Source organism: Sinorhizobium sp. CB7 (assembly GCF_041357635.1).
Classification (GTDB): domain Bacteria; phylum Pseudomonadota; class Alphaproteobacteria; order Rhizobiales; family Rhizobiaceae; genus Rhizobium.
The window spans coordinates 63,002-84,454 of the sequence record NZ_JAULLL010000020.1; the positions used below are offsets into that span (position 1 = coordinate 63,002).

At 63.6% G+C, this 21,453-nt stretch carries 23 protein-coding genes; 9 read left to right on the plus strand and 14 right to left on the minus strand.

Features of this window, described 5'->3' with window-relative positions:
• Positions 1 to 105 precede the first annotated feature (105 nt).
• From AAE029_RS29260 to AAE029_RS29275, 4 genes are all read right to left on the minus strand, one after another.
• Positions 106 to 366: a YMGG-like glycine zipper-containing protein gene (locus AAE029_RS29260; RefSeq protein ID WP_371076427.1), complete on the minus strand. Its 261-nt coding sequence runs from the start codon at positions 364 to 366 to the stop codon at positions 106 to 108.
• Between the two features lie 33 nt (positions 367 to 399).
• Entirely contained in the window at positions 400 to 942 is a 543-nt protein-coding gene (locus AAE029_RS29265; protein ID WP_371076428.1) for a Kazal-type serine protease inhibitor domain-containing protein, read from the minus strand.
• A gap of 73 nt (positions 943 to 1,015) precedes the next feature.
• Positions 1,016 to 1,519 carry a DUF1269 domain-containing protein gene (locus AAE029_RS29270; RefSeq protein WP_371076429.1) on the minus strand — a complete coding sequence of 168 codons (504 nt, stop codon included), beginning with the start codon at positions 1,517 to 1,519 and terminating at the stop codon, positions 1,016 to 1,018.
• 271 nt (positions 1,520 to 1,790) lie between these two features.
• Entirely contained in the window at positions 1,791 to 2,945 is a 1,155-nt protein-coding gene (locus AAE029_RS29275; protein WP_371076430.1) for an ROK family transcriptional regulator, read from the minus strand.
• A gap of 201 nt (positions 2,946 to 3,146) precedes the next feature.
• On the opposite strand from AAE029_RS29275, the gene AAE029_RS29280 reads away from it, so the two are divergent.
• The 5 genes from AAE029_RS29280 to AAE029_RS29300 all read left to right on the plus strand — a co-directional run bounded on the left by AAE029_RS29280 (position 3,147) and on the right by AAE029_RS29300 (position 8,349).
• Entirely contained in the window at positions 3,147 to 4,457 is a 1,311-nt protein-coding gene (locus tag AAE029_RS29280) for an extracellular solute-binding protein (protein ID WP_371076431.1), read from the plus strand.
• Between the two features lie 105 nt (positions 4,458 to 4,562).
• Positions 4,563 to 5,453, plus strand: a complete 891-nt coding sequence (locus AAE029_RS29285; protein WP_371076508.1) for a carbohydrate ABC transporter permease — start codon at positions 4,563 to 4,565, stop codon at positions 5,451 to 5,453.
• A gap of 1 nt (position 5,454) precedes the next feature.
• Positions 5,455 to 6,360 carry an ABC transporter permease subunit gene (locus AAE029_RS29290; RefSeq protein WP_371076432.1) on the plus strand — a complete coding sequence of 302 codons (906 nt, stop codon included), beginning with the start codon at positions 5,455 to 5,457 and terminating at the stop codon, positions 6,358 to 6,360.
• 56 nt (positions 6,361 to 6,416) lie between these two features.
• The gene (locus AAE029_RS29295) at positions 6,417 to 7,499 is read left to right on the plus strand and encodes an ABC transporter ATP-binding protein (RefSeq protein ID WP_371076509.1); all 1,083 of its coding nucleotides are present in this window, start codon (positions 6,417 to 6,419) and stop codon (positions 7,497 to 7,499) included.
• A gap of 10 nt (positions 7,500 to 7,509) precedes the next feature.
• Positions 7,510 to 8,349, plus strand: coding sequence for a glycerophosphodiester phosphodiesterase family protein (locus AAE029_RS29300; RefSeq protein ID WP_371076433.1), 840 nt, complete (start codon positions 7,510 to 7,512; stop codon positions 8,347 to 8,349).
• A 367-nt stretch (positions 8,350 to 8,716) separates the two neighbouring features.
• Here AAE029_RS29300 and AAE029_RS29305 read toward each other — a convergent pair whose 3' ends face one another.
• A complete protein-coding gene (locus AAE029_RS29305; protein ID WP_371076434.1) occupies positions 8,717 to 9,667 on the minus strand; it encodes a threonine/serine dehydratase in 951 nt (316 codons plus the stop codon).
• A gap of 50 nt (positions 9,668 to 9,717) precedes the next feature.
• On the opposite strand from AAE029_RS29305, the gene AAE029_RS29310 reads away from it, so the two are divergent.
• The 4 genes from AAE029_RS29310 to AAE029_RS29325 all read left to right on the plus strand — a co-directional run bounded on the left by AAE029_RS29310 (position 9,718) and on the right by AAE029_RS29325 (position 13,737).
• On the plus strand, positions 9,718 to 10,017 hold the full coding sequence (locus AAE029_RS29310) for an ArsR/SmtB family transcription factor (RefSeq protein WP_371076435.1): 300 nt from the start codon (positions 9,718 to 9,720) through the stop codon (positions 10,015 to 10,017).
• Positions 10,018 to 10,463: 446 nt separating this feature from the next.
• Entirely contained in the window at positions 10,464 to 10,934 is a 471-nt protein-coding gene (locus tag AAE029_RS29315) for a (2Fe-2S)-binding protein (protein WP_371076436.1), read from the plus strand.
• 5 nt (positions 10,935 to 10,939) lie between these two features.
• Positions 10,940 to 13,093 carry a molybdopterin cofactor-binding domain-containing protein gene (locus AAE029_RS29320; RefSeq protein ID WP_371076437.1) on the plus strand — a complete coding sequence of 718 codons (2,154 nt, stop codon included), beginning with the start codon at positions 10,940 to 10,942 and terminating at the stop codon, positions 13,091 to 13,093.
• Positions 13,094 to 13,095: 2 nt separating this feature from the next.
• Positions 13,096 to 13,737, plus strand: a complete 642-nt coding sequence (locus AAE029_RS29325; protein ID WP_371076438.1) for an Isoquinoline 1-oxidoreductase subunit — start codon at positions 13,096 to 13,098, stop codon at positions 13,735 to 13,737.
• Positions 13,738 to 13,777: 40 nt separating this feature from the next.
• Here the strand turns inward: AAE029_RS29325 and AAE029_RS29330 are convergent, their stop codons facing one another.
• The 9 genes from AAE029_RS29330 to AAE029_RS29370 all read right to left on the minus strand — a co-directional run bounded on the left by AAE029_RS29330 (position 13,778) and on the right by AAE029_RS29370 (position 21,418).
• A complete protein-coding gene (locus tag AAE029_RS29330; protein WP_371076439.1) occupies positions 13,778 to 14,191 on the minus strand; it encodes a heme-binding protein in 414 nt (137 codons plus the stop codon).
• Between the two features lie 404 nt (positions 14,192 to 14,595).
• Positions 14,596 to 17,424, minus strand: a complete 2,829-nt coding sequence (locus AAE029_RS29335; RefSeq protein WP_371076440.1) for a winged helix-turn-helix domain-containing protein — start codon at positions 17,422 to 17,424, stop codon at positions 14,596 to 14,598.
• A 329-nt stretch (positions 17,425 to 17,753) separates the two neighbouring features.
• Positions 17,754 to 18,011, minus strand: a complete 258-nt coding sequence (locus AAE029_RS29340) for a hypothetical protein (RefSeq protein ID WP_371076441.1) — start codon at positions 18,009 to 18,011, stop codon at positions 17,754 to 17,756.
• A gap of 797 nt (positions 18,012 to 18,808) precedes the next feature.
• A complete protein-coding gene (locus AAE029_RS29345) occupies positions 18,809 to 19,465 on the minus strand; it encodes a hypothetical protein (RefSeq protein WP_371076442.1) in 657 nt (218 codons plus the stop codon).
• Between the two features lie 9 nt (positions 19,466 to 19,474).
• On the minus strand, positions 19,475 to 19,699 hold the full coding sequence (locus AAE029_RS29350) for a helix-turn-helix transcriptional regulator (RefSeq protein ID WP_371076443.1): 225 nt from the start codon (positions 19,697 to 19,699) through the stop codon (positions 19,475 to 19,477).
• The gene (locus AAE029_RS29355; protein WP_371076444.1) at positions 19,696 to 20,337 is read right to left on the minus strand and encodes a hypothetical protein; all 642 of its coding nucleotides are present in this window, start codon (positions 20,335 to 20,337) and stop codon (positions 19,696 to 19,698) included. Before AAE029_RS29355 ends, AAE029_RS29350 begins: the two co-directional genes overlap by 4 nt.
• Positions 20,258 to 20,950, minus strand: a complete 693-nt coding sequence (locus AAE029_RS29360) for a hypothetical protein (protein ID WP_371076445.1) — start codon at positions 20,948 to 20,950, stop codon at positions 20,258 to 20,260. Before AAE029_RS29360 ends, AAE029_RS29355 begins: the two co-directional genes overlap by 80 nt.
• Before the next feature lie 125 nt (positions 20,951 to 21,075).
• Positions 21,076 to 21,204, minus strand: a complete 129-nt coding sequence (locus tag AAE029_RS29365; RefSeq protein WP_371076446.1) for a hypothetical protein — start codon at positions 21,202 to 21,204, stop codon at positions 21,076 to 21,078.
• 10 nt (positions 21,205 to 21,214) lie between these two features.
• Positions 21,215 to 21,418, minus strand: coding sequence for a helix-turn-helix domain-containing protein (locus tag AAE029_RS29370; protein WP_371076447.1), 204 nt, complete (start codon positions 21,416 to 21,418; stop codon positions 21,215 to 21,217).
• Positions 21,419 to 21,453 lie beyond the last annotated feature (35 nt).

Below are 21,453 nucleotides of genomic sequence, written 5' to 3' on the forward strand. Positions count from 1 at the left end.
CCGCGTGGCGGATGAGGAGCGGCCCGCGGCATCCAATAATTGAGACGCAGCACCAGTAGTTCCAATTCACATTCCGCGGGCATCAAGCAGCAAGACGAAACCCGATCACCGCCTGCACGGCGCCTCGAAGATCCGCCCGTTCCGGTCCCGGTACCGACAATAGCCGGCGCGTTCGGTCGACGCGCCGATCAAGGTGCCGGCGACAGCGCCGAGCGCACCGCCGACGGCCGCATTCCGCACGTCGTTGCCGCCAACCGCTGTTCCGACCGCGGCCCCGCCGACACCACCGATCACGGCGCCTTTCTGAGTGTTGGTGCAGGCCGCCAGGCCTGCGGCAACTGCGAGCACAAAAGCCAGTTTCCTCATGGAGGTTCTCCTCGTTGCGTGCCGACCCGATTTTCAGAAGCAGCGTCCCTGACTGATGGGGCGGAAGCCGCTTGAGCGTGCCAGGCAGGCATTGTCGAAAGTACGGGTCCTGTTGCCGCGCACGGCGCAGACCGGCCGGAATTCGCGTGTGCAAACGGTCGGCCGGCCACCAAACGGCGGCGGCGGTACGCTCATGCGGCATTGGCCGCGATGCATGACCTGGAATCCGGAGGCCCGGGCCAGGCAGGAATTGTCGAAGGTCCGCTGCTGGCCACCGCGGCGGCCGCAGACCGGCGCGAACTCGCGCGTGCAGGCAAACGGCGGGCCGCCGATCGGCGGCGATACGCTCATGCGGCACTGGCCGCGGTGCATCACCTGGAATCCGGAAGCCCGGGCCAGGCAGGAATTATTGAAAGTCCGCTGTTGGCTGCCGCGGCGGCCGCAGACCGGCGCAAATTCCCGCGTGCAGATCTGCTGCCGCACCGGAACCGGCTGCACTTCGACGACGGGCGTGCAGGCCGAAAGGGTCGCGGCGACAAGGAGGAAAGCCAGGAAAGAATGGGCACCGCTCGACATTACGTCACCTCCTCCATTCGGAGTTGCTGTCAGCCCCTTGTCCTGATCACACGGCCGCCTGCTGCATCATGAACTATGCCGCTGTCCCAGTGGAGGCCCGGCTGAGCGCATCCCGCAGGACCTGTTCCTTGGTTTCGTCGAGCGAGGTCTGGAGCACCGTGCCGCCATAGCCCTCGATCTCATTGATCACCTTATCGGCTGTCATATCCTGGACGAGCAGGAACAGGGCGGCCTTGCCCGGTTCGAGATTTGCCGACAGGTCCTTCATGAAGTCGTCGTTGATGCCGACATCGCTCAGCGCGCCGCCGATCGCGCCGGAGGCAGCACCCAAGGCAACCCCGATGAGCGGACTGAGAAACAGAAGTCCGACGAGCAGGCCCCAGAAGCTGCCCCGTGCCGCACCGAGGGCTGTGGTGTTGACGATCTGGTTGAGCTTGACCTTGCCGCCGTCCGTCTTGGTCGCAATGACGGCGTCGCCGAGTGTGATCAGATATTCCCTCTGCAGCTCGAAAAGCCGGTTGCGCACTTCTTCGGCTTTGGCTTCCGTGGGATACACGATGACGATGAGACTGGACATGGATACCACCCGTGTCGAAGCATGAAAGGACGAGCCATTCTATCTTCCCGCTCGTTTGAAGAAATCAGCCGAGAATCCCGGGGCTTGGCTCTGCGTCTCTTTTCAACCGTCGGATGCCTTGAGTTCGGCCCCTCACCCTAACCCTCTCCCCGCTCGCGGGGAGAGGGAACGATCGAGTAGGCGGCTGTCTATCCGGTTCACACAATAGTCCCCTCTCCCCGCGAGCGGGGAGAGGGCTAGGGTGAGGGGCAAATCCACGAATCCGAAACCCTCAAAGCCCACAAACCCGCAGCGGATAGGCCGCCGCCCCCAAAGCCGATGCGTTCGAACCCAGTTCGGATACCATCAGCTTCGGCACCGCACGGGGCACACCATAGCGTGAGCCCTGCTGGATGACGCAGCCCTGGATGAAGCGTTCAGCGAGTTTTGCGGGAATCTGTCCGCCGAGCACGATCGCCTGCGGGTCAAAGGTTCCCCAGATTGCGGCGACCATCTGGTTGAAGGCCGGCGTGACCTCGCCGATCCACTCTTCGGCGCCAGGCCATTTGGGATCGTAGTACTGACTGATGTCGGCGATAGAGCGCACCGGAACGCCATTCGCGATCAGGCGCGCCAGCAGAAACTGAAGCGCGGGACGGCGCTGGTGCTCCTGCGGATGATAGATGCCGGAGAACTCACCGGCATTATGATTGCCGCCGATCAGCAATTCGCCCCTGTAGATCAGGCCGCCGCCCAGCCCGTAATTGAACGAGATATAGGCGAAGTTCGAAATGAAGCGGCCATAACCCAGCATCGCCTCGCCGATCGAGGCGGTATTGGCGCCGTTTTCGATCCAGACCGGCAGGCCGAACCTGTTCGACAGCAGCGGCCCGAGTTCGATCAGCGACCAGTCGTGCAAGGGAAGCGGCGCGTTGAACTGCGTTCCGCTGACCCAATATCCGGCAATGCCGAAGCCGACGCCGAGGCAGCGCTCCTCCTCGAGGTGATGCTCTTGGCGGAGCGCCTCCATGCGATCCGAGATCAAGTCGATGCCGTCTTCCCGCCCGCGGCCACCGATCTCGACGAATTCCTGATGGATGGGCGTACCGTCGAAACGCATCAGGCACAGCCCGATATCGTCGGTGTTGAGCGATATGCCCCAGGTATAGGCAAAGGCCGGGTCCACCCAGAGCGACGGGCTCGGCTGCCCGCGCCCGAGCCCCGGCTGCGGCGGACCGAGCTTCAGGAGGCCGCGCTCGGCCAGGCCGTCGACGATGCGATGGAGGGACTGCTGGGCAAGATCGAACCGGTCGGACAGCAAGGAGCGGGCGACACCCGGCTGCAGCCGGATATATCGCAGGATCTGCCCCTCGTTGAGTGACACGACAGGCCCGCCGGGCTGGCGGCGAAACCGCTCGGCAATCAGGCCCTCGGCTCGATAACTCATACAGTCCCCCTCATATTATTACACGTTGCGTGACTATCTATTGGGCAGCAAAGCAGCAAAAATCAAGGAAAATCCTGCCACTTAGCCTGGTGTTACCACGTATTCAAAATCCATTCATGCGATTGTCACACTCAATGAGTAGTAATCTCCACGGCGCCGGGGATGGCTGCCGTAACAATTTTTCCTGCCTGGAGAGAGACCATGCGCCTTTCAACCCTTTTTACGATGATGACCGCGCTGACGGCGTTCCAAGGAACGGCGCAGGCGACGGATATCGAGTTCTGGTACGGCAATACCGGCAGTGGCGAAGCCGCCATTCAGGCTGCCTGCAAGGGCTTCAATGAATCACAGACGAAGGATCACATCACCTGCACCGGCCAGGGCAGCTACGAGGCGGGCATGCAGAAGGCGATCGCCGCCTACCGCTCCAAGAACCATCCGGTGCTGATCCAGTTCTTCGACGCCGGCACGCTCGACCTGATGCTTTCGGGCGCGGTCATTCCGGTCTCCGAAGCCATGCCTGATGTCAAGTGGGACGAGTATATCGCAGGCGCCCGCGCCTATTACGAGACGGCGGAGGGCAAGCTCTATTCGCAGCCTTACAATTCCTCGACGCTTCTGTTCTACACGAACAGGACCATGCTCGAAAAAGCGGGCGTGACGAAGACGCCGGAGACCTGGGAAGAGGTCATCGAGGCCGCGCGCAAGCTGAAGGCCGCCGGTGCCGCCTGCCCGTTCACGACAGACGTCAACCCCTGGCGCCAGCTGGAGCAGTTCGCCGCCCGCCATGGTGTTCCGATCGCGAGCAAGCACAACGGCTATGACGGCCTGGATGCCGAATATGTCTTCAACCAGGGCATCATCAAGCAGCACCTGAACAATCTCAAGAACTGGCGCGATGAAGGCCTCGTGCGCCTGAACGCCGATACCAAGGCCGGCGACTACACCGCCGCCTTCAATGCCGGCGAATGCGCCATGATGGAAGGCTCGTCCGGCTCCTACGCCACCTCGCTGAAGGCCTTCGGCGACAAGTACCAGATCACCGTCAGCATGGCGCCGATGTATGCCGGCCATGAGCGTCACAACACGCTGGTCGGCGGCGCCTCGCTGTGGCTGATGAAGGGACATTCCGAGGCGGAAGTCGCAGCCGCACAGGCCTTCCTCGATTATCTCCGCATGCCCGAACAGCAGATCGCCTTTACCGAAATGACCGGCTACCTGCCGGTGACGCAGGCCGCGATCGACAAGCTGGAAAAGGACGGCCTTGCCGACAATCCGAAATTCGGCACCGCCCGGATCGGCATGCAATCGCTGTCGATGCCGGCAACGCCAGACACCCGCGGGGTCCGCCTCGGCTTCTATGTCCAGTTCCGCGAGATCTTCAACGAGGAAACGCAGAAGGCCTATGCCGGCGAGATCAGCATGGACGCAGCCCTCGACAACGCCAAGCGCCGCGGCGACGAGCTGTTGAGCCGTTTCAAGGCCACCTACGCCTCGGCTGCCGCGAACTGATCGTCCAGCCCGGCTCCGTTAGAGCAATTCCAGGAAAAGTGCGGAACGCGGTTTTCCGTCCGGAATTGCTCTGAAAAAAGGAGCCGGGCCTTTGATCCCCAGGGGATATCGATGACCCACTCTCCATTCCGCTCACCCTGGCTTGCGGCCGCCCTGCTGGCGCCGATGATGCTGCTGGTCGCCGTGTTCTTCTACTGGCCGGTGGCGGAAGCCTTCTACTGGTCCTTCTTCCTTGAGCAGCCCTTCGGCGGCGGTTCCACCTATGTCGGGCTGGAAAACTTCCGGCGCGTCCTCTCCGATCCGCAATTCTGGAAAAGCCTCAGGCTGACGCTGCTCTTCATGATCCTCGGATCGACGCCCGCCGTCGTCGTGCCGCTGGCGCTCGCCGTCGCGGCCGATCGCAGCCTCAGGGCATCGAGGCTCGCGCGCAACGTGCTTGTCTGGCCGAAAGGCGTGGCGGGCGCCTCGATCGGCGTCGTCTTCGCCTTCATCTTCAATCCCTTCGTCGGCATCCTGACGCCCGTCAACGGAGCCTTTCCGGGATCGTGGAATCCCGGCATCAGCGGCACCGACGCCTTCATCATGCTGATCGTCGCCAATGTCTGGAGCGGCATCCCCTTCAATTTCGTGATCCTGCTTTCGGGCCTGCAATCCCTGCCCGACAGCTATGCCAAGGCGGCCGCAATGGACGGCGCGGGTCCGTGGCGGCAGGTCTTCGACATCCGCCTGCCGTTGATCGCGCCGCAGATCTTCTTCACCTTCGTGCTCGAATTCACTGAAAGCGTCGTATCCGCCTTCGGCCTCGTCGACACCATGACGCAAGGCGGTCCGGGCGGCGCCACGACGCTGCTCGTTTACAAGATCTATACGGATGGATTCAAAGGCTACGATCTCTCCGGCGCCTCGACCCAGACCGCCCTCCTGATGGTCTTCGTCGCCCTGATGGCGACCATGCAGTTCCTGCTCGTCGAGCGCCATGTGAAATACGAGCGCTGAGATGATCGAGAATTCGCATTCCTTCAACCGCTTCGCCTCGGCCCTGCTCCTCCTGGGGATCGTCTACATCCTCGGGCCTCTCTGGGTCGCGCTGATGACCGCCTCCCATTCCTATCAGGATATTCTCGAAAACGGCTTTGCCTGGTATCCGGGCACCGAGCTCTTCGCAAACATCGGCCGCGTCTTCGCCGAGACGCGCATTCCGGTCCAGATGCTGAACAGCCTGTTGGTCGCCCTGATGATCTCGGGCGGCATCTGCCTGCTCTCCTTCCTGACGGCCTTCGCGCTCGTCTTCCTGAACCTGAGGGTCGCGCCGCTGATCTTCGCGACGATCTTAGCCACCATCATGCTGCCGCTCGATATCCGCGTCGTGCCGACCTATCAGGTCGCCTCCAACATCCTGGCTCCGGTCGGCGCCTTCCTCGACTTGACCGGCATCAACACCATGCTGCCGCGGCCCTGGCATCCGGAGCTTTCGATCGTCAACACGCATCTCGGCCTTGCACTCCCCCTGATCGCCCATGGCACGGGAACCTTCATGTTCCGCCAGTTCTTCCGGACCATCCCGATGGATCTCGCCAAGGCCGCGCGCATGGACGGCGCCGGCGCCTGGCGCTTCTTGATCGACGTGCTCCTGCCGCTCTCGAAAAGCAGCCTTGCCGCGCTCTTCGTGCTGATGTTCCTCGGCGGCTGGACGCAATATCTCTGGCCGCTCGTCGCAAGCTCCACGGCCGACATGCAGACAGCGGTCGTCGGCCTCGCGCGGCTTGCCCCTGACGCCAACGGCGAGCTGCCCGATTATCCCCTCATCATGGCGGCCGCATGCGTCGTCTCGATTATCCCGCTCATGATGATCGCGCTGCTGCAGCGCTTCCTCGTGCGCGGCATGGCCCTTTCGGAGAAATAATGCTGACCTCGCTCGAAACCCCGGCATCGACCAATGCCGCGCTCTCCGGTTCATCGATGAAGGCCGCGTCGGCGACCGCCATCCGCCTCGAGGCGCTCTCCAAGACCTATGACAAGCTTCCGGTGATCGAAAACCTTTCGGCCACGATCGAACCGGGCGAATTCACGGTGATCCTCGGTCCGTCCGGCTGCGGAAAATCCACCCTGCTCGGCATGATCGCCGGGCTGGAACGGGTGACGGGCGGCCGCATCCTATTCGGCGGGCGCGAGGTCCAGGCGCTTGAACCGCGTCAGCGCGGCTGCGCCATGGTCTTCCAGAACTATGCGCTCTATCCGCATATGACGGTCGCCCGCAACATGGACTACAGCCTGCGGATCGCGGGCATGCCGCGCAGCGAACGCGACGAGCGCGTCAGGAAGGTCGCGACGATGATGGAGCTCGACCATCTGCTCGATCGTCGTCCCGGCCAGCTCTCCGGCGGCCAGCGCCAGCGCGTCGCGATCGGCCGGGCGATCATTCGCGAGCCGCAGGTTCTGCTCTTCGACGAGCCGCTCTCCAATCTCGACGCGCGGCTGCGCAACGAGATGCGCCTCGAGCTGTCGCAGCTGCATCGCCGCATCGGCGCGACGTCGATCTTCGTCACCCATGATCAGGTCGAAGCGATGACGCTCGCCGACCGTGTCATGATCCTCAACAAGGGCCGGATCGAGCAGTTCGACCGGCCGGGCGAGATCTATCGCAATCCTGCCTCGACCTTCGTCGCGGGCTTCCTCGGCGCGCCGCCGATGAACCTCATCCAGGCGACCGCGGCCGACGGCAGGCTGCGGATCGCCGACGGAACCGTCATCGCCCCTTGCGGCGAGAGCGGCAAATATGTCGCCGGCATTCGCCCTGAGCATATCGCTGCCTGCGCACCCGGAGATGAAGGCGCCGCCGGCGTCCGGGTTCTGCTGCGTGAGGAACTCGGACTGCATACGGTCGTGACCGGCGTCCTGCCTTCCGGCGAACGGCTTCGCTGGATCTCACCGCCCGACACGCAATGTGGTACGGACGACGTGACGCATGTCCGCCTGCCTGCCACGCATCTCAAGCTTTTCTCCGCGGAAACGGGTCTCGCCGTCCGCACCCCCAGCAAGTGAAAGACAGACAATGAAGACTTACAAGGATTGGATTGCGGCCCCAGGCCGTGACTGCGCAGTCATTGCCCATCGCGGCGCTTGGCATGAGGCCCCGGAAAACAGCGTGGCGGCAATCGCCCGGGCGGCCGCACTCGGCTGCACGGTCGCGGAAGTAGATGTGCGCCGCACCGCCGATGGCGCGCTTGTCCTCCTCCACGACGATACGGCGCTGCGCATGACCGGCGTCGACCTCGCCCCCGAGGAGGTGACGCTTGGAGAACTGCGCGCCCTCAGGCTTCGCCCGCGCGACGGCCTTGGCGATCAGACTGCGACCGAGCACCTCATCCCAACGCTCGAAGAGGCGCTTCAAGCCGCCAAGGGCCGCATCTTCCTCGATCTCGACCTGAAGGACCGCGGCATCGCGCCCGACGTGATCGCCTGCGTCAAGCGCGCGGGCGCGGAAGGCATCGTCGATCTGAAATTTCCCGTGAGCTCGCAGGCGGAGGCCCGCCGCCTGCAGGAGATGCAGGGCGAGAGCGGCATCGCCATGATGGCCATGACCACCTTCGAGGCCGGCAGCGACGACGAACGCCGCCAGGCCCTTCTGACGCACGCACCCTTCATGGTCGAGACGAAGTTCGACAGCGCCGAGCGCCTCGCGGCAAATGCGGCTGTCTTGAACAGGGCCGGCATCGCCGTCTGGGTCAATTCGCTTGATGTCTCCTATTGCGACGGCTTCAACGACACCAATGCGCTCGCCGACCCCGATCGCATCTGGGGCAGACTACTCGCCGCCGGCGTCAGCGCCATCCAGACCGATGAGCCGGAAGCCCTGATCTCCTGGCTGAAGTCCCGCAAGGCGGCGGCGTGACCGAACGCGCCTTCTCGGGCGAGGGATAATCGAACGCGCGGCAGTTATTACCGTCGCCGCCGTGAGGGACGACGGAGGCTGCGACTCCCCCTTCGCCCCGCCTGCGGGGAGAAGGTGGCCCGAAGGGTCGGATGAGGGGCTGTCACGGCACTCGAATTTTCTCTCGCAACTATCGGATTCGCTGAGAATTCTGCCCCTCACCCTGGCCCTCTCCCCGCAAGCGGGGCGAGGGGACAATAGAGCAAGTGGCAGTGACGGTAATCAATGTCACGGTGAGGGACGACGGAGGCCGCGACTCCCCCTTCTCCCCAGCGGGGAGAAGGTGGCCCGAAGGGTCGGATGAGGGGGTTTCACCGCCCGCGCAACTCTACCCGAAACGCACCGCAGTCGTGTTCGCCCCGCATATCAGCACACAGACCTTCTCCCCCGGCGCCGGCACATATCGGCCGCTCAGCAGCGCCGCAAAGGCCGCCGCCCCGCCCGGTTCCGCAACGATCCGGATCGTGTCCCACAACGCCGCCTGCGCCCGTCGGATATCGTCGTCGCTGACCAGGATCGAGCGATCGACATAGGATTGGGCAATCGGAAACATCAGGCTGCCGACCTGCCTTGGCGCAAGCGAGTCGGCGGCAATGCCCTCGGTGGGCGCATCGACGGGCCGGCCGGCTGCGAGTGCCATGTGAAGCGTCGGCGCGCCTTCGGGCTCGACCGCGACAACCCGCTTGCGACCGGCGAACCAGGCGGCTATGCCGCCGATCAGACCGCCGCCGCCAACGGCGACCAGTATCGTATCGACCTCCGGCAGGTCCCGTTCCATCTCCAGGCCGAGCGTCCCCTGCCCGATCAGCGTCTCGGACTGATCGTAGGCGTGGACCGCAAGCGCGCCCGACTCCGCCACGAACGCCTCGCTCGCCGCAAGCGCGTCCGCATAGCGCTCGCCCCCGACCACCAGCTTCGCGCCGTAGCTCCGGATCCGGTCCGCCTTGGCAGGCGAGGTGACATCAGGCAGGAAAATCGTCGCCGGAACGCCGAGCCGGCTTGCCGCATAGGCAACGGCCGCACCATGGTTGCCGCCCGAAGCGGCAACGACGCCGGCCGCCGGCACCGGCCTTCCGAGGAGATTGGCGAAGGCGCCGCGCGCCTTGAACGATCCGGAATGCTGCAGGCATTCGAGCTTGAGCGCGGCCGGCAACGTTGACATGCCGAAATCAGCCATATCAACGTGCAGGACGGGCGTGCGCCGGATATGCGGACGGATCTTGGCTTCCGCCTCTCGGATGCGCGCCTGTGAAATATCGGTTGAACTGTCGGCCATCATGAAAACTCCTCGGTCATTGACATCAGTTAGTAACTTAGCAAAATAACGAAATGCAAGAGGTTGATGTCATCAAAGCGCTCGCCAATTCAAGGCGGCTTCAGATTCTGGACTGGCTCAAGGATCCGGTCGCCCATTTCCCGCCTCAGGTGGATGGCGATCTGGTTCAGGACGGCGTCTGCGCCGTCCTGATCGCCGAAAAGCTCGCCATTTCCCCGGCAACGCTAAGCGAACACATGCGTGTCCTCACCCATGCCCGTCTCGTGCACGCCAGGCGGATCAAGCAGTGGATATTCTACAGGCGCAACGAGGCGCAGATCAGCGCGGTGAAGGCGCTGATCCAGGAGATATGAGGCGGGGGCCGATGGCCGAGTGTGGGAAGTGCCGAGCTAAATGACACACTGTGCGATGTATCGAAAGGAGTCTTTTCGCCGTGCGGACGCACGGCGGCTGGATCCCTGTGACAAGCACAGGGAAGAGGGAGGTCGGGGAGGCCTTCCGCATCAAACAACTACCTGCGAAATACCGGAGGCTTGGCCGGTTCTATAATTTTCCAAGATTTCAGGCGGTGATTGGGGCACGGACGGTCCCCCAAACTCCCTCTTCCCTGTGCCTGTCACAGGGATCCAGCCCGCGCCGTGTCCACGGCGCGAATGACTCCCTCCTTCACACACGACCGCCACGACCCCACCCCGGCACCACAAGATTTCACAAAATTTCACGCGCGGACACCGGCGAGCGCTGGCAGAGTGTCCGTACTGCTGCGTTAGGGGGACGGCTTCCGGCCGTGAGATTTTGTATGTCCTATGATCTGACCATCAACGGAAAGAGCTACACCGTCGATGTCGACGGCGACATTCCGCTTCTCTGGGTGCTGCGCGACACGATCGGCCTGACGGGGACGAAATTCGGTTGCGGGATCGCCATGTGCGGCGCCTGCACGGTTCATGTCGACGGCATGGCTGTCCGGTCCTGTGTCATGCCGGTCCAGGAAGCGGTCTCCAGGGCAATCACGACCATCGAAGCGATCGGCGAAACCGAGGAAGGCGCCCGTGTGCAAAAAGCCTGGCTCGATGTCGACGTGGTCCAGTGCGGCTACTGTCAATCGGGGCAGATCATGTCCGCGGCAGCATTGCTGGCGGCCAATTCGGCGCCGACGGACGACGACATCGATGCCGTCATGGCCGGCAATATCTGTCGCTGCGGCACCTATCCGCGCATCCGCGCGGCGATCAAGCTGGCCGCCGGTCAGTCTGCTGAGGCGAGGTGATCCCGATGAGCATCTTGGACAGGGCCGAGATCGGCTTTTCGCGACGCAGTTTCCTGATCGGCGCATCGCTCTCGGGAGCCGCCCTCCTCATCGGACTGAGGCCGGTGACATCAGCGGCGGCAAGCGGCACGTTCGAACCCAATGCCTTCATCCGCATCCCGGCCGATGGCAGGATCGTGCTCGTCATGCCGTCAGTCGAAATGGGGCAAGGCATCTATACCGCCGTTGCCATGCTGATTGCCGAGGAGCTGGAGGTCAACCTGGACCAGGTGACCCTGGAGCATGCGCCGGCTGACCCGTCGCGCTACGCCAACCCCTTGCTGGGCGACCAGATCACAGGCGGCTCGCTTGCCATCCGGGGCATCTACGAGCCCATGCGCCAGGCGGGCGCGACCGCCCGTCAGATGCTCGTCAACGCGGCCGCACGGCAATGGGGCGTCGCACCGGACACCTGCCATGCCGCGGCCGGCGCGGTTATCCATGCGGCAAGCGGCCGCAGCAGCGCTTATGGCGGCCTCATCGAGGCAGCCGCTTCCGAGCCCGTCCCTCAGGAGGTCCCGTTGAAGCCGGCACAAAGCTTCAAGGTTATCGGACAGGCAATCCGGCGGCTCGACAGTCCGCAGAAGGTCAACGGCACGGCGAAATTCGGCATCGATGCCCGCCCTGACGGCGTGTCCTATGCCGCGATCGCGATCTGTCCGCACTTCAACGGAACGCTGCGTTCGGTCGACGATGCGCCGGCTCTCGCCGTCAAAGGCGTGAAACAGGTTGTCCGGATCGAGGATGCCGTCGCCGTGGTCGCGGACAATACGGGTGCTGCCCGCAAAGGCCTTGCGGCGCTTTCGATCGAGTGGGATCCGGGGGTCAACGGCAATCTCTCCATGGAAGAGCTCGAGCAACGCGCCGAGCAGGCGATCGGAGGCGACGCCCTCCCCCACATCAACGAAGGCGATGTGGCCAAGGCCGAGGCCGAGCATGGCCCGCCGCTGGAATTCATCTACCGGCTGCCGATCCTGACGCACACGGCCATGGAACCGATGAACTGCACGCTCCACATCCATCAGGATGGTTGCGAGGTCTGGACCGGCACCCAGGTCATGGGACGCGCCCGGCAGGCGGTCGCCGATGTGACGGGTCTGCCGCTGGAAAAGGTGGTGGTGCACAATCACCTGCTCGGCGGCGGTTTCGGCCGCAGGCTCGATGTCGACGGCGTCATCGTCGCCGCCAAGATCGCCAGGCACGTTGCCGGACCGGTCAAAGTGACCTGGAGCCGCGAAGAGGACATCCGTCACGACTGCTATCGCTATCTCAACTACAGCAAGGTGACGGCAACGCTCGGTCCGGACGGACTGCCGGTCTCGTGGCGGCATCGCGTCATCGGCCCGGCCGTCATGGCGCGCTGGCTGCCCGCCTTCACGCGGAATGGCATCGATCTCGACATCATGGGCGGCGCGGAAAGCCCCTACGCCATTCCCAACAAATACACGGAGTTCGTCCGGCACGAGGCGCCCGACGGCATGCTGACCGGCAACTGGCGCGGCGTCGGCGCCACGCGCAACATACCGCCCATCGAGGGGGTCATCGAAGAGCTCGCACATGCCGCGGGCGCCGATCCCCTCGAATACCGCCGGCGTCTGCTGAACGACAAGCCTCGGCTCCTCGGCGCCCTCAATCTCGCGGCCGAGAAGGCTGGCTGGTCGAAGGCGCTTCCTGAAGGCAAGGGACGCGGTATCGCCATCTCGGAAGACTTCGGCAGTTTCGCCGCGATGATATCGGAAGTGACGGTCGACGACGGCGGAAGCCTGAAGATCAACCGCATCGTCTGCGCCGTCGATTGCGGCCAGGCGATCAACCCCGATACGATCGAGGCGCAGATCCAGAGCGGCATCGTCTATGGCCTGAGTGCTGCGCTTTACGGGCGCATCACCGTTGCGCGCGGCGCCGTCGTGGAGGGCAATTTCGACGATTCCCCGGTCCTGCGGATCCATGAGACGCCGACGATCGACGTCTACATCGTCCCGAGCACGGAAGCCCCCGGCGGCATCGGTGAAGTCGGCACGCCCGGCGTCGCACCCTCGCTGCTGAATGCGATTTTCAAAGCCACCGGCAAACGCCTGCGTTCGCTTCCGGTCGACCAGACCCAATTGCAGAGAGTATGATCATGATGGGCAGGGCTTTTGCTGTATCTCTTGCCATCGGTGCTGCCGCTCTGGGCCTTATTGCCCTCGGCCCCTTGCAGGGCAATGCCGAGACGACGGACAACGCAGCGGCATTGAAGGCTGTCTCCGATTTCGACGCCATCACGGATACGTCCGCTCGATCGAAGGCGCTCTTCGAAGAGGCGACCCGCGTCATCACGCACCCCCGCTGCATGAACTGCCATCCCGCGACGCGCAGCCCGACCCAGGGCGAAGACTTGCACCCGCATGTGCCGCCGATCAACGCCATCGAAAGCTCCATGGGTCCGGCGGGGCTGGCCTGCACGACCTGTCACGGAGCGGAAAACCGGACCCTCGTCGGCAGCCGGCTCAAATCGATCCCCGGCAATGCCCATTGGTCGCTCGCCCCCGCAAGCATGGCCTGGCAGGGCCTGTCGCACCGCGAAATTTGCGAGCAGGTCAAAGATCCGAACCGCAACGGCGACCGGTCGCTCGCGGACCTCATTCATCACATGGGCGAGGACCATCTCGTCGCCTGGGCGTGGCATCCCGGCGAAGGGCGCGCGGCAGCACCTGGAAACCAGGAGGCCTTCCGCGCGCTGATTGCGGCCTGGATCGAAACGGGCGCGCAATGTCCTGATTGAGACCTGTCAGGGAATCGCCTCGCGGGGCGCAAGCTCGGATCTAATGGCTGAGCGCCCTAAAGGCGGACAAAGCTGCCTGCGCGACTTCGACATCCTGCGAGACGGTGCCGCCCGCCACGCCGAGCGCGCCAATGACGATCCCGTCCGGCCCCTTCAGCGGAATACCGCCGCCAAACGGAGCAAGACCGCCGTTCGTCAGCTCGAGCTCGGGGGCCGAAGCCCCGGGCTTGCAATAGTCCCAGACGGTCTCGCTGTTTGCCTGAAACAGGACGGCCGTCGAAGCCTTGCGGATGGCGATGTCGATCGATGCGAGCACCGCGCCATCCATGCGCCGGAACGCCTTCAGATGAGCGCCGGCATCGAGCACGGCGATGACGACGGCAAGTCCCATCTCACGCGCCTTGGCTTCAGCGCCGTCGATGACCGTCTGAGCCTGATATGAACTGAGTTGCATGCCGCCTCCTCTACCGACAAGGATTCCCAGAATTCCTCGAGGATCGGTTGAGACGGTCTGTCGCGCCAGTTCAGTTTTGCCGAGAAGTGTGGAGTTTTGTGGGGTGAGAGGCGCGACGCCCAGGCCAAACGAAGCTCTGTGCAGCCGGCGTCATGCAGCAAGAGTCCTTTCGCCGTGCGGACGCACGGCGGCTGGATCCCTGTGACAAGCACAGGGAAGAGCGAGGTCGGGGAGGCTTCCGCACCAAACAACTGCCTCCGAAAGCTGGAGGCTTGGCACCGTTCTATAATTTCCAAGATTTCAGGCGGTGATTGGGGCACGGGCGGCCCCATCCTCCCTCTTCCCTGTGCTTGTCACAGGGATCCAGCCGCTGTGTGTCTGCACGGCGCGAATGACTCCCCTTCTCACAATCCCTTTACGTCGACGGCGAGCTCATCCAGCAGGCGTCTCGCAGCCTTGAGATCTGCCGTATCGAACCCCTCACGGAAGAGCGCGTAGGTTTCGCTCAATATCGCCCAGCCTTCCCCGTGCCTTTGCTGCCGGGCTCTGAGCCGCGCCAGACTGGTGACCGCGCGCAGCCGCCAGGACAACGCCGTCTGCACGTCCGCGATGGAAATCGATTGTTCAAACATCCGTTCGGCGTCGCGTTCGCTGCCTGCCTTTGCAAAGAGTTCGCCATGCACGCGCAACAGCTCGGGTATTATGTAGAGGCCGTTGCGCCGCCAGGCTGCGGATATGACGTCATCCATCAGCCCAAGGGCCTGGTCGAGAAAACCGTTCTGGGCGAGGCCCTCGGCGAGCGTGCAGGAGAGCCAGGGCGTGTAGGTCCCGAAGTTTTCGGACTTCAGTTCCGTGAGTGCTTCCCGGATCAATTTGAGACTGGCTTCGCGGTCTCCCTGGCGAAACAGGGCCTCGCCCTTCAAGCCGTAACCGACGGATCTGTAAGGCTTCAGCGAAAATTCGGTGGCGTGTTGAATCAGCCGGTCGGTATAGCTTTCGAATGTCGGCCAGTCGCCTCTGAAATGAAACAGGCCGCCCGCCAGAATGAGGACCTGACAGGTCGCAAGGGGATCCGGCCTTGCGGCGCTTTCGCCCTCGCGCACCAGGTTCAGGGCCTGGTCGGCAAATCCCTGCAGCCAGAGAACTCTGGCAAGCAGGAGTTGGGATTCGGAGCGGAAGTCGAGAAAATTCGTCGTTCCATGCGTGGCATTCTCCGGTCGCCGCAACACTCGGACCAGGCACTCTCGCGCCTTGGGCAGGTTTCCCGCCAGATAGTGAGACGCGGCGACCAGCACGTCGGCGGCGGGTGACACCGCCGGTTCGACAAGGCGATCCGTCAACGCCGTTGCCTTCTCGGCAATGTCCAGCAGGCGCGTGAAATCTCCGGTGCGACGATCATAAATATGCAGGCAGCCGAGCAGGCGAAACTGAGCGTCGTAATCTTGCAGGATTTCCGCGATCCTGAGGGCCTGCTCGTGCAGGGCGCGTGCCTTAATGCTGTTGCCCTCGGAGTACATCTGTATATGACCAAGTGCGGCGTACAACGCCATATCATATTGCGTATCGCGAAGCTCGTTCGGCAGGACAGCGAGCGCCCGCTCGCACCAGCGCCGGCATTCGGCGAGCAGCCCGTCACGAAGGAACAGGCGAACCGAGTCGGCCGCCAGCCGGACGCCGAGTGCGGCATCGCCCATGTCGGACAGGCTCCAATCCAAGGCAGCACGAATATTGCCGAGATGCAGTACCGCGGCGGCATTGCGGTCTTGCGAGATTCGGGTCGTGGTCGCGATCAGCCTGAGCGGCGCGACATAGTAGGATGCATGGCGTCTGGAGACCGCCGCTTCCTCATCGGCCTCGGCGAGCTTGGCCTTCGCGTAGTCACGTGTCGTGTCAAGGAGCCGGTACCGCGTTGCGCCGTCCATGGGATCCGCGACGACAAGGGATTTTGACACGAGCTGAGCCAGCGCTTCGACGATATCGGCGGCAGCGACGGTATCGCCACCCGCGATTGCCTGTGCTTCGGCGAGCCCGAACGGTCCAACGAACACGGACAGGCGCCGAAGCACGATGCGCTCGCGTTCGGAGAGCAGCTCGTAACTCCAGTCCAGCGTGGCGCTCAGCGTCTGATGGCGGGGCAATGCCGTACGCCGTCCTTGCCAGAGCAGTTTCAATCGGCCATCGAGCAGCTCTGCCGTCCCCCTGAGCCCATGGGTGCTCACGCGGCCGGCGGCCAGTTCCAACGCGAGCGCGATGCCGTCGACCTTCCGGCAGATATTGGCAACAACAATCGCATCGGCGTCATTGAGCCTGCCCGGATGGCCGCCCGCGACAACGCGTTCGACGAAGAGCGAAGCGGCCGAATAGTCCAGAACGCTCCTGGCGTTCAGCGTCGCGCCCTCGGGCGGAATGTCCATCGGCACCAGAGGATACACATGTTCTCCGGCGGCCCGCAGAGGCTCACGGCTCGTTGCCAGAATGCTGACGCCGGGGATTTCCTGAAAGATCGTCTCCGCCAGTGTCGCCGCCGAGCCGATCACATGTTCGCAGCAGTCGAGAATCAGAAGCATGTGGCGGTCGCGCAGATAGGTTATGACCGCGGCCGTTGGATCTTTTGTCTGGACCGCCAGTCCCAGCTTCGACGCGAGGACTTCCGGAATTGCCTCCTTCGCCGGATGTACGCCAAGGTCAAGAAACTGCACACCGTGCCGAAAAAGCCCCGAGAGATGATGGCCCATCGAAAGGGCGACTGTCGTCTTCCCGATGCCTCCCGGCCCATGGATGGTCACAAATCGCCGTGTCGACAGAAGCTCCCCGATGACGCGCATGTCATTGTCGCGTCCGATCATCCGGGTCGGTATCGGGGGAAGTCTGCCGGCCGGGCTGCGGACTGGTGTTTCCGGCGCCCTATGGTTCGGCGGCGCTATATTACTGACGTGATGGACGAAGCAATAGCCTCGGCCGGCGACATTCGCGATGTAGCGTATCCCGTCCTTTCCCTCGTCCAGTGCCTTCCTCAGAGCGGCGATGTGCCCTCTGAGGCTGCTCTCCTCGACCGTGATATCGGGCCAGGCCCGGGCCATGAGCTGCGGCTTGGTCACAACGCTCCCGGCGTTTTCGACGAGGAGGATGAGAAGATCGAGCGCCCGGCCACCCAAGGGAACCGTCACGCCCTGCCTGACCAGGCGACGCTCCTGCGCAAACAACTGGAAGGGGCCGAACTCAACGCTGCGCATCGCCGAGTCCCCTGCCGGTCTGGATTTTTTCGAAGACCCCTGCTTTTTCGCGAGAAATCCCGGCACAGTTGCCTCCGGCCGAACGCAACCGTTGCCGCAGCGGATTGAGAATCCGCTTCCAGTTTCTGTCCGCCCTCATCGTCCCCGCGCCATTGTTATACCCCCGGGGGAATATACCGTGACGGGCAAATTTTTGTCATCCGGCCCCGTCCAGCACATTTCGGTGATGATGAAGGGCGGACACGTCCGGCAAAGCGCGACCATCTATGGCATGAAAAAAGGCCCGGCGTTACACCGAGCCTCATCTTACGGACGGATGCCTGAGACCATCAGTTTGCGCGAGGTTGCTGCGTAGCCTTCGGCTTGCTGGGAACGGCCTCTTTCTTGACACTGCCCGTTGTGTTCGCGTCCTTGGTGCGGGGAGCGCCCATGACGCGGCTTGCTGCGGAGGCCTTGTTCGAGCCGCCGGCAGGATATGGCGATGAATTCATGCCGTAGAAGTTGGCTGCCGAGGCCGAGGCCGCGCCGCCGATGATTGCGGAAGCGACGATAGCGGCTGCCATCGTGATGTTTGCGATCTTGCTCATATTTACTTTCCTTTTGCTTCGCGGTGCATTTCTTGGGAACAATGACACCGCCGAAAATGAACAATTTTGGTGATCTGAGCCCTTGTTCTCCAACGGTAACACGGGCCCCTCTCTGGAATGCCTGCCTTCAAAATGGGTTTGCTTGGGAGAGATCCCTCTTTTGTCTGCAGCCGGGATGTGGGTGCTGCCTGAGACAATAAAAGGCGCGAAATCCTGAACGCTGTGTTGGGAAAATATGAATTGTCACGCGTTGGGCAATCGCGGGGCGCGTGCTTCGCCAGCTTCGCTCGGGCGCGGCAAAGCCCGGGCATTTAGAGCATAACCAATTGATTCCCCTGCATTTTCACCTTGCAGCATCATGCGTCTTTTCAGAAGCATCTGATTGAGCGAGACATGCAGCAGCAGGCCTGTATTCAATCACTTTGATTTGACAGCATCGTGACCGCCAGGAAGCTGGATTTCGCCCTCAGCCCTTCCCGCGCTCTCCTCGAAAGAGGGCGAGAGGACAATCGAGCAAGCGGCGGCTGCGGATCGATCGCCGCTGTAAGGGACGAAGAAGGGTGCGACTCCCCCTTCGCCCCGCCTGCGGGGAGAAGGTGCCCGAAGGGCGGATGAGGGGCCGTCGCAGCACCTGATTTTTTCTCGCAACTGACGGATTTGCCGAGAGTTTCGCCCCTCACCCTAGCCCTCTCCCCGCAAGCGGGGCGAGGGGACAACCTCAAGCGGCGGCTGTGAACGAACAGGGACGACTGAGGTCGCGGCTCTGCCCCACAAGTCAGGCCTCCATCCGCAACAATTTACCCTCGCGTATCCCGCGTCTTATACCCCCAGTGCTCCGCCAGCACGTCCAGCCCATCCTTCAGATAGTCCGCAAGCGTCGTCCGCTCGCGATGCGTCCGGCCGAGCTCGGCGATCGCAAAGCCCTGGCCGGCCACCTTGCTCATGATCTCGTAGGCACGAACGCCGAGCAGTTCGCGGCATTTGGCGAGCTGGCGCCCGGCATCCATCTGATGCAGACCGATCGGGTCGCGCGCGCCGCCAGCGTCGACCCGTTCGACGGAAAGGTCGAGCGAGCCGGCGCCCGCGCCACCGAGCAGTTCTGAGAGCCTGCGGAAGCGCAGCGCCGCCTGCAACTGGTGCTGACTGATATGACCCTTGGCGGCCATGGTGCCGATCGCGCTCTCGCGGATGTTGACGACAGCCTCGATCTTGACCGGGTTGCCCCGGCCACCCTCATGGGCGCGCGAGAAATAGGGATTGTCGACCATGACCCTGCGCGTCTCGATTTTCGACTGCCAGGCGAGCGCCTTGGTCTTTGCCGATTTTGGCCCGCCTGTTTTCTTCTCGCCCGCCTTTGCCCCGCTTCCCGTCTTCATCATGCCCGCCTTCGTGCCGACCGTCGTTGACATCTTGTCCATAGCCTTGCCCGTCTCCGTCATGCTTATCCTCGTCATGTCCCTTGCCTACTCAATCCAGCCATTCCTGAGGGCGGCCGCCACCACCGCCGTCTTGTTCGTCACGCCGGCGGCGGCGGTCGCGTCCTTGATGTGACGCTCGACGCAATAGTGGGTGATGCCGAGGATGATGCCGGTCTCGAACGCGGTCTTGCCGCGCGAGGCCCATTCGACGCATTCGATCTGCCGCTTCGTCAGCGGGCATTCCAAGGGGATTGCCTGATTGCTCATCATTTGCCTTTCATCGTCTCCGTTTCGACTGTCTTTGGGCCCACGATCACGGCGGCGACCCGGCGGCGGAAGGCCGCCTGCTCAGCCGAGATCGTCGGCGCGTCGCTTAAGTCAGCGATGCCCGCCCAGTAGGCGGCCTCTTCTGGAGTCAGCGCTTCCTGCGGCGGGCGGTGACGCTCGAAGGCCTTTGCCTGGCTGTTGGCAGCGGAAAACTGCCGGTAGAGCGCGCGGATGCGGTCAAGCTGGCCCTCGTCCGTCTTGGCGCGCGGCCGGCCCGCTTCCTCCAGCATCGCCTTCCTTTCCCGGAGTCGGGCGATATCCTCGCGCACCGCCCTCGCCTCGCTCCTGGCGAGTGCCGCAAATTCCGGCGGCGTCGGCACGAAGGCGCGGTTGATCTCATATTCGCCGCGGATGATCTTCTCGGTCGCCCGCCTAAGCCCGTGCGCCGCAACGCCGGCAAGCGCGAAGGCATAGATCTCCGGCGCCTTGCCCGCCTGCATGGCCGAGGGAAGCGCGAGGCCGGCGGCAAGCAGCGAGCGCACGGAGCGCGCCACCTGGTCCTCAGTGGCCGGTCGCAACTGCTCGGAGAGTGCGCCAATCTGCCGGTTCAAGGTCGAGAGTGCCGCCGGTAAAGTCGTCATCGCGTGTGATTCCCAATTTTCTGTCGAATGCCTCGATCGCGCTTTGATGGCGCTGCTGAAATGCGGTCGAAGCCTGAGGCCGCGCGTCCCTGGCGCCTTTCGGTAGCGCATTCAGCACCCAGTTGCGCCAGGTCGCCTGCCAGTCGAGCTTGAGGGCGTCGGCCCCGGCCTTGGCGGTCCAGTAGTTGCGGAACTTTGCCGCCTCGACGGCCGCCTGCGCCTGGCTCAGTCCCTTCTCGGCCGCGAAACGCAGGTCCGGCAGGAAGTCGGCCGGCAGCCGCGTCGGGCGCTGCCGCTCCGAGCGAAGCGAGCCAGGGTTGGGGGTTATTTCTTTAGGGGGTCCGGGGGACCTTTCTTTAGGGGGAAGGGTTTTGTCCCCGTCTTGTCCCGCGACTGTCCCGGGACACGCCTCGGGCTGTCCGGCCCGTGCCCGCCCATCGCGCACCTGCCTTTCGGCCTGGGCTGCCCGCTGGCGCCGCTTGCGGTCGCGCTCGGCAGCGCGCCGCTCGGCGATCTCGCCGTCCTTCGCCTCGATTGCCTCGACGGCAATGGCGATCGCCTCGGTCGGCGCGCCGGCCTCCGCCATTTTGCGAATGAGTTCCGCCACGGTCATGCCCGCCTCTTCTGCTTTCGGATGAACGGCCCTTGATCAGGGCCGCAATATTGGAATGGGTGCCGACCCCGGCTCAGGGAGGAGGAAGCCGGGGCCGGCGAAGCTGCGCCGGGAGGATCGCGCAGCTATCTCTTATTCTTCTTCTTCTTCGCGCCGCCGACGACGGCCGCAATCAGACAGGCATAAAATCCCGCCGCTATCAGGCAGGCGGCAAAGCCCTGCAGCGCCAAGCCCAGCATTGCGCCCGAGCTCATAACCCCACACTCACGGCAAGACCTCCGTCTCGCCATACCAGTCGGCGACCGTCACCGCCCCGCCCGTCGCCTCGCCGATCCGGCGGATCATCTCCGGCGAGGGAAAACGCTCGCCGCGCACATAGCGATTGATGGTCGCCTGGCTGACGCCGACGATCCTTGCAAAGGCCTCGTGCGTCATCTCCCTGCCCTTGATGAATTGCTGTAATCTCATGCATGAAATAATACCAAAATGGCATTATCTGTCCA

Coding starts and splice junctions, on each gene's coding strand:
- AAE029_RS29275 (WP_371076430.1), bottom strand. CDS start 2,945: ATGAGTTATCGAGCCGAGGGCCTGATTGCCGAGCGGTTTCGCCGCCAG.
- AAE029_RS29295 (WP_371076509.1), top strand. CDS start 6,417: ATGAAGGCCGCGTCGGCGACCGCCATCCGCCTCGAGGCGCTCTCCAAG.
- AAE029_RS29350 (WP_371076443.1), bottom strand. CDS start 19,699: ATGATGAGCAATCAGGCAATCCCCTTGGAATGCCCGCTGACGAAGCGG.
- AAE029_RS29260 (WP_371076427.1), bottom strand. CDS start 366: ATGAGGAAACTGGCTTTTGTGCTCGCAGTTGCCGCAGGCCTGGCGGCC.
- AAE029_RS29305 (WP_371076434.1), bottom strand. CDS start 9,667: ATGATGGCCGACAGTTCAACCGATATTTCACAGGCGCGCATCCGAGAG.
- AAE029_RS29340 (WP_371076441.1), bottom strand. CDS start 18,011: ATGAGCAAGATCGCAAACATCACGATGGCAGCCGCTATCGTCGCTTCC.
- AAE029_RS29310 (WP_371076435.1), top strand. CDS start 9,718: ATGCAAGAGGTTGATGTCATCAAAGCGCTCGCCAATTCAAGGCGGCTT.
- AAE029_RS29335 (WP_371076440.1), bottom strand. CDS start 17,424: ATGCGCAGCGTTGAGTTCGGCCCCTTCCAGTTGTTTGCGCAGGAGCGT.
- AAE029_RS29360 (WP_371076445.1), bottom strand. CDS start 20,950: ATGACCGTGGCGGAACTCATTCGCAAAATGGCGGAGGCCGGCGCGCCG.
- AAE029_RS29355 (WP_371076444.1), bottom strand. CDS start 20,337: ATGACGACTTTACCGGCGGCACTCTCGACCTTGAACCGGCAGATTGGC.
- AAE029_RS29280 (WP_371076431.1), top strand. CDS start 3,147: ATGCGCCTTTCAACCCTTTTTACGATGATGACCGCGCTGACGGCGTTC.
- AAE029_RS29345 (WP_371076442.1), bottom strand. CDS start 19,465: ATGACGAGGATAAGCATGACGGAGACGGGCAAGGCTATGGACAAGATG.
- AAE029_RS29290 (WP_371076432.1), top strand. CDS start 5,455: ATGATCGAGAATTCGCATTCCTTCAACCGCTTCGCCTCGGCCCTGCTC.
- AAE029_RS29330 (WP_371076439.1), bottom strand. CDS start 14,191: ATGCAACTCAGTTCATATCAGGCTCAGACGGTCATCGACGGCGCTGAA.
- AAE029_RS29320 (WP_371076437.1), top strand. CDS start 10,940: ATGAGCATCTTGGACAGGGCCGAGATCGGCTTTTCGCGACGCAGTTTC.
- AAE029_RS29315 (WP_371076436.1), top strand. CDS start 10,464: ATGTCCTATGATCTGACCATCAACGGAAAGAGCTACACCGTCGATGTC.
- AAE029_RS29270 (WP_371076429.1), bottom strand. CDS start 1,519: ATGTCCAGTCTCATCGTCATCGTGTATCCCACGGAAGCCAAAGCCGAA.
- AAE029_RS29300 (WP_371076433.1), top strand. CDS start 7,510: ATGAAGACTTACAAGGATTGGATTGCGGCCCCAGGCCGTGACTGCGCA.
- AAE029_RS29265 (WP_371076428.1), bottom strand. CDS start 942: ATGTCGAGCGGTGCCCATTCTTTCCTGGCTTTCCTCCTTGTCGCCGCG.
- AAE029_RS29365 (WP_371076446.1), bottom strand. CDS start 21,204: ATGAGCTCGGGCGCAATGCTGGGCTTGGCGCTGCAGGGCTTTGCCGCC.
- AAE029_RS29325 (WP_371076438.1), top strand. CDS start 13,096: ATGATGGGCAGGGCTTTTGCTGTATCTCTTGCCATCGGTGCTGCCGCT.
- AAE029_RS29370 (WP_371076447.1), bottom strand. CDS start 21,418: ATGAGATTACAGCAATTCATCAAGGGCAGGGAGATGACGCACGAGGCC.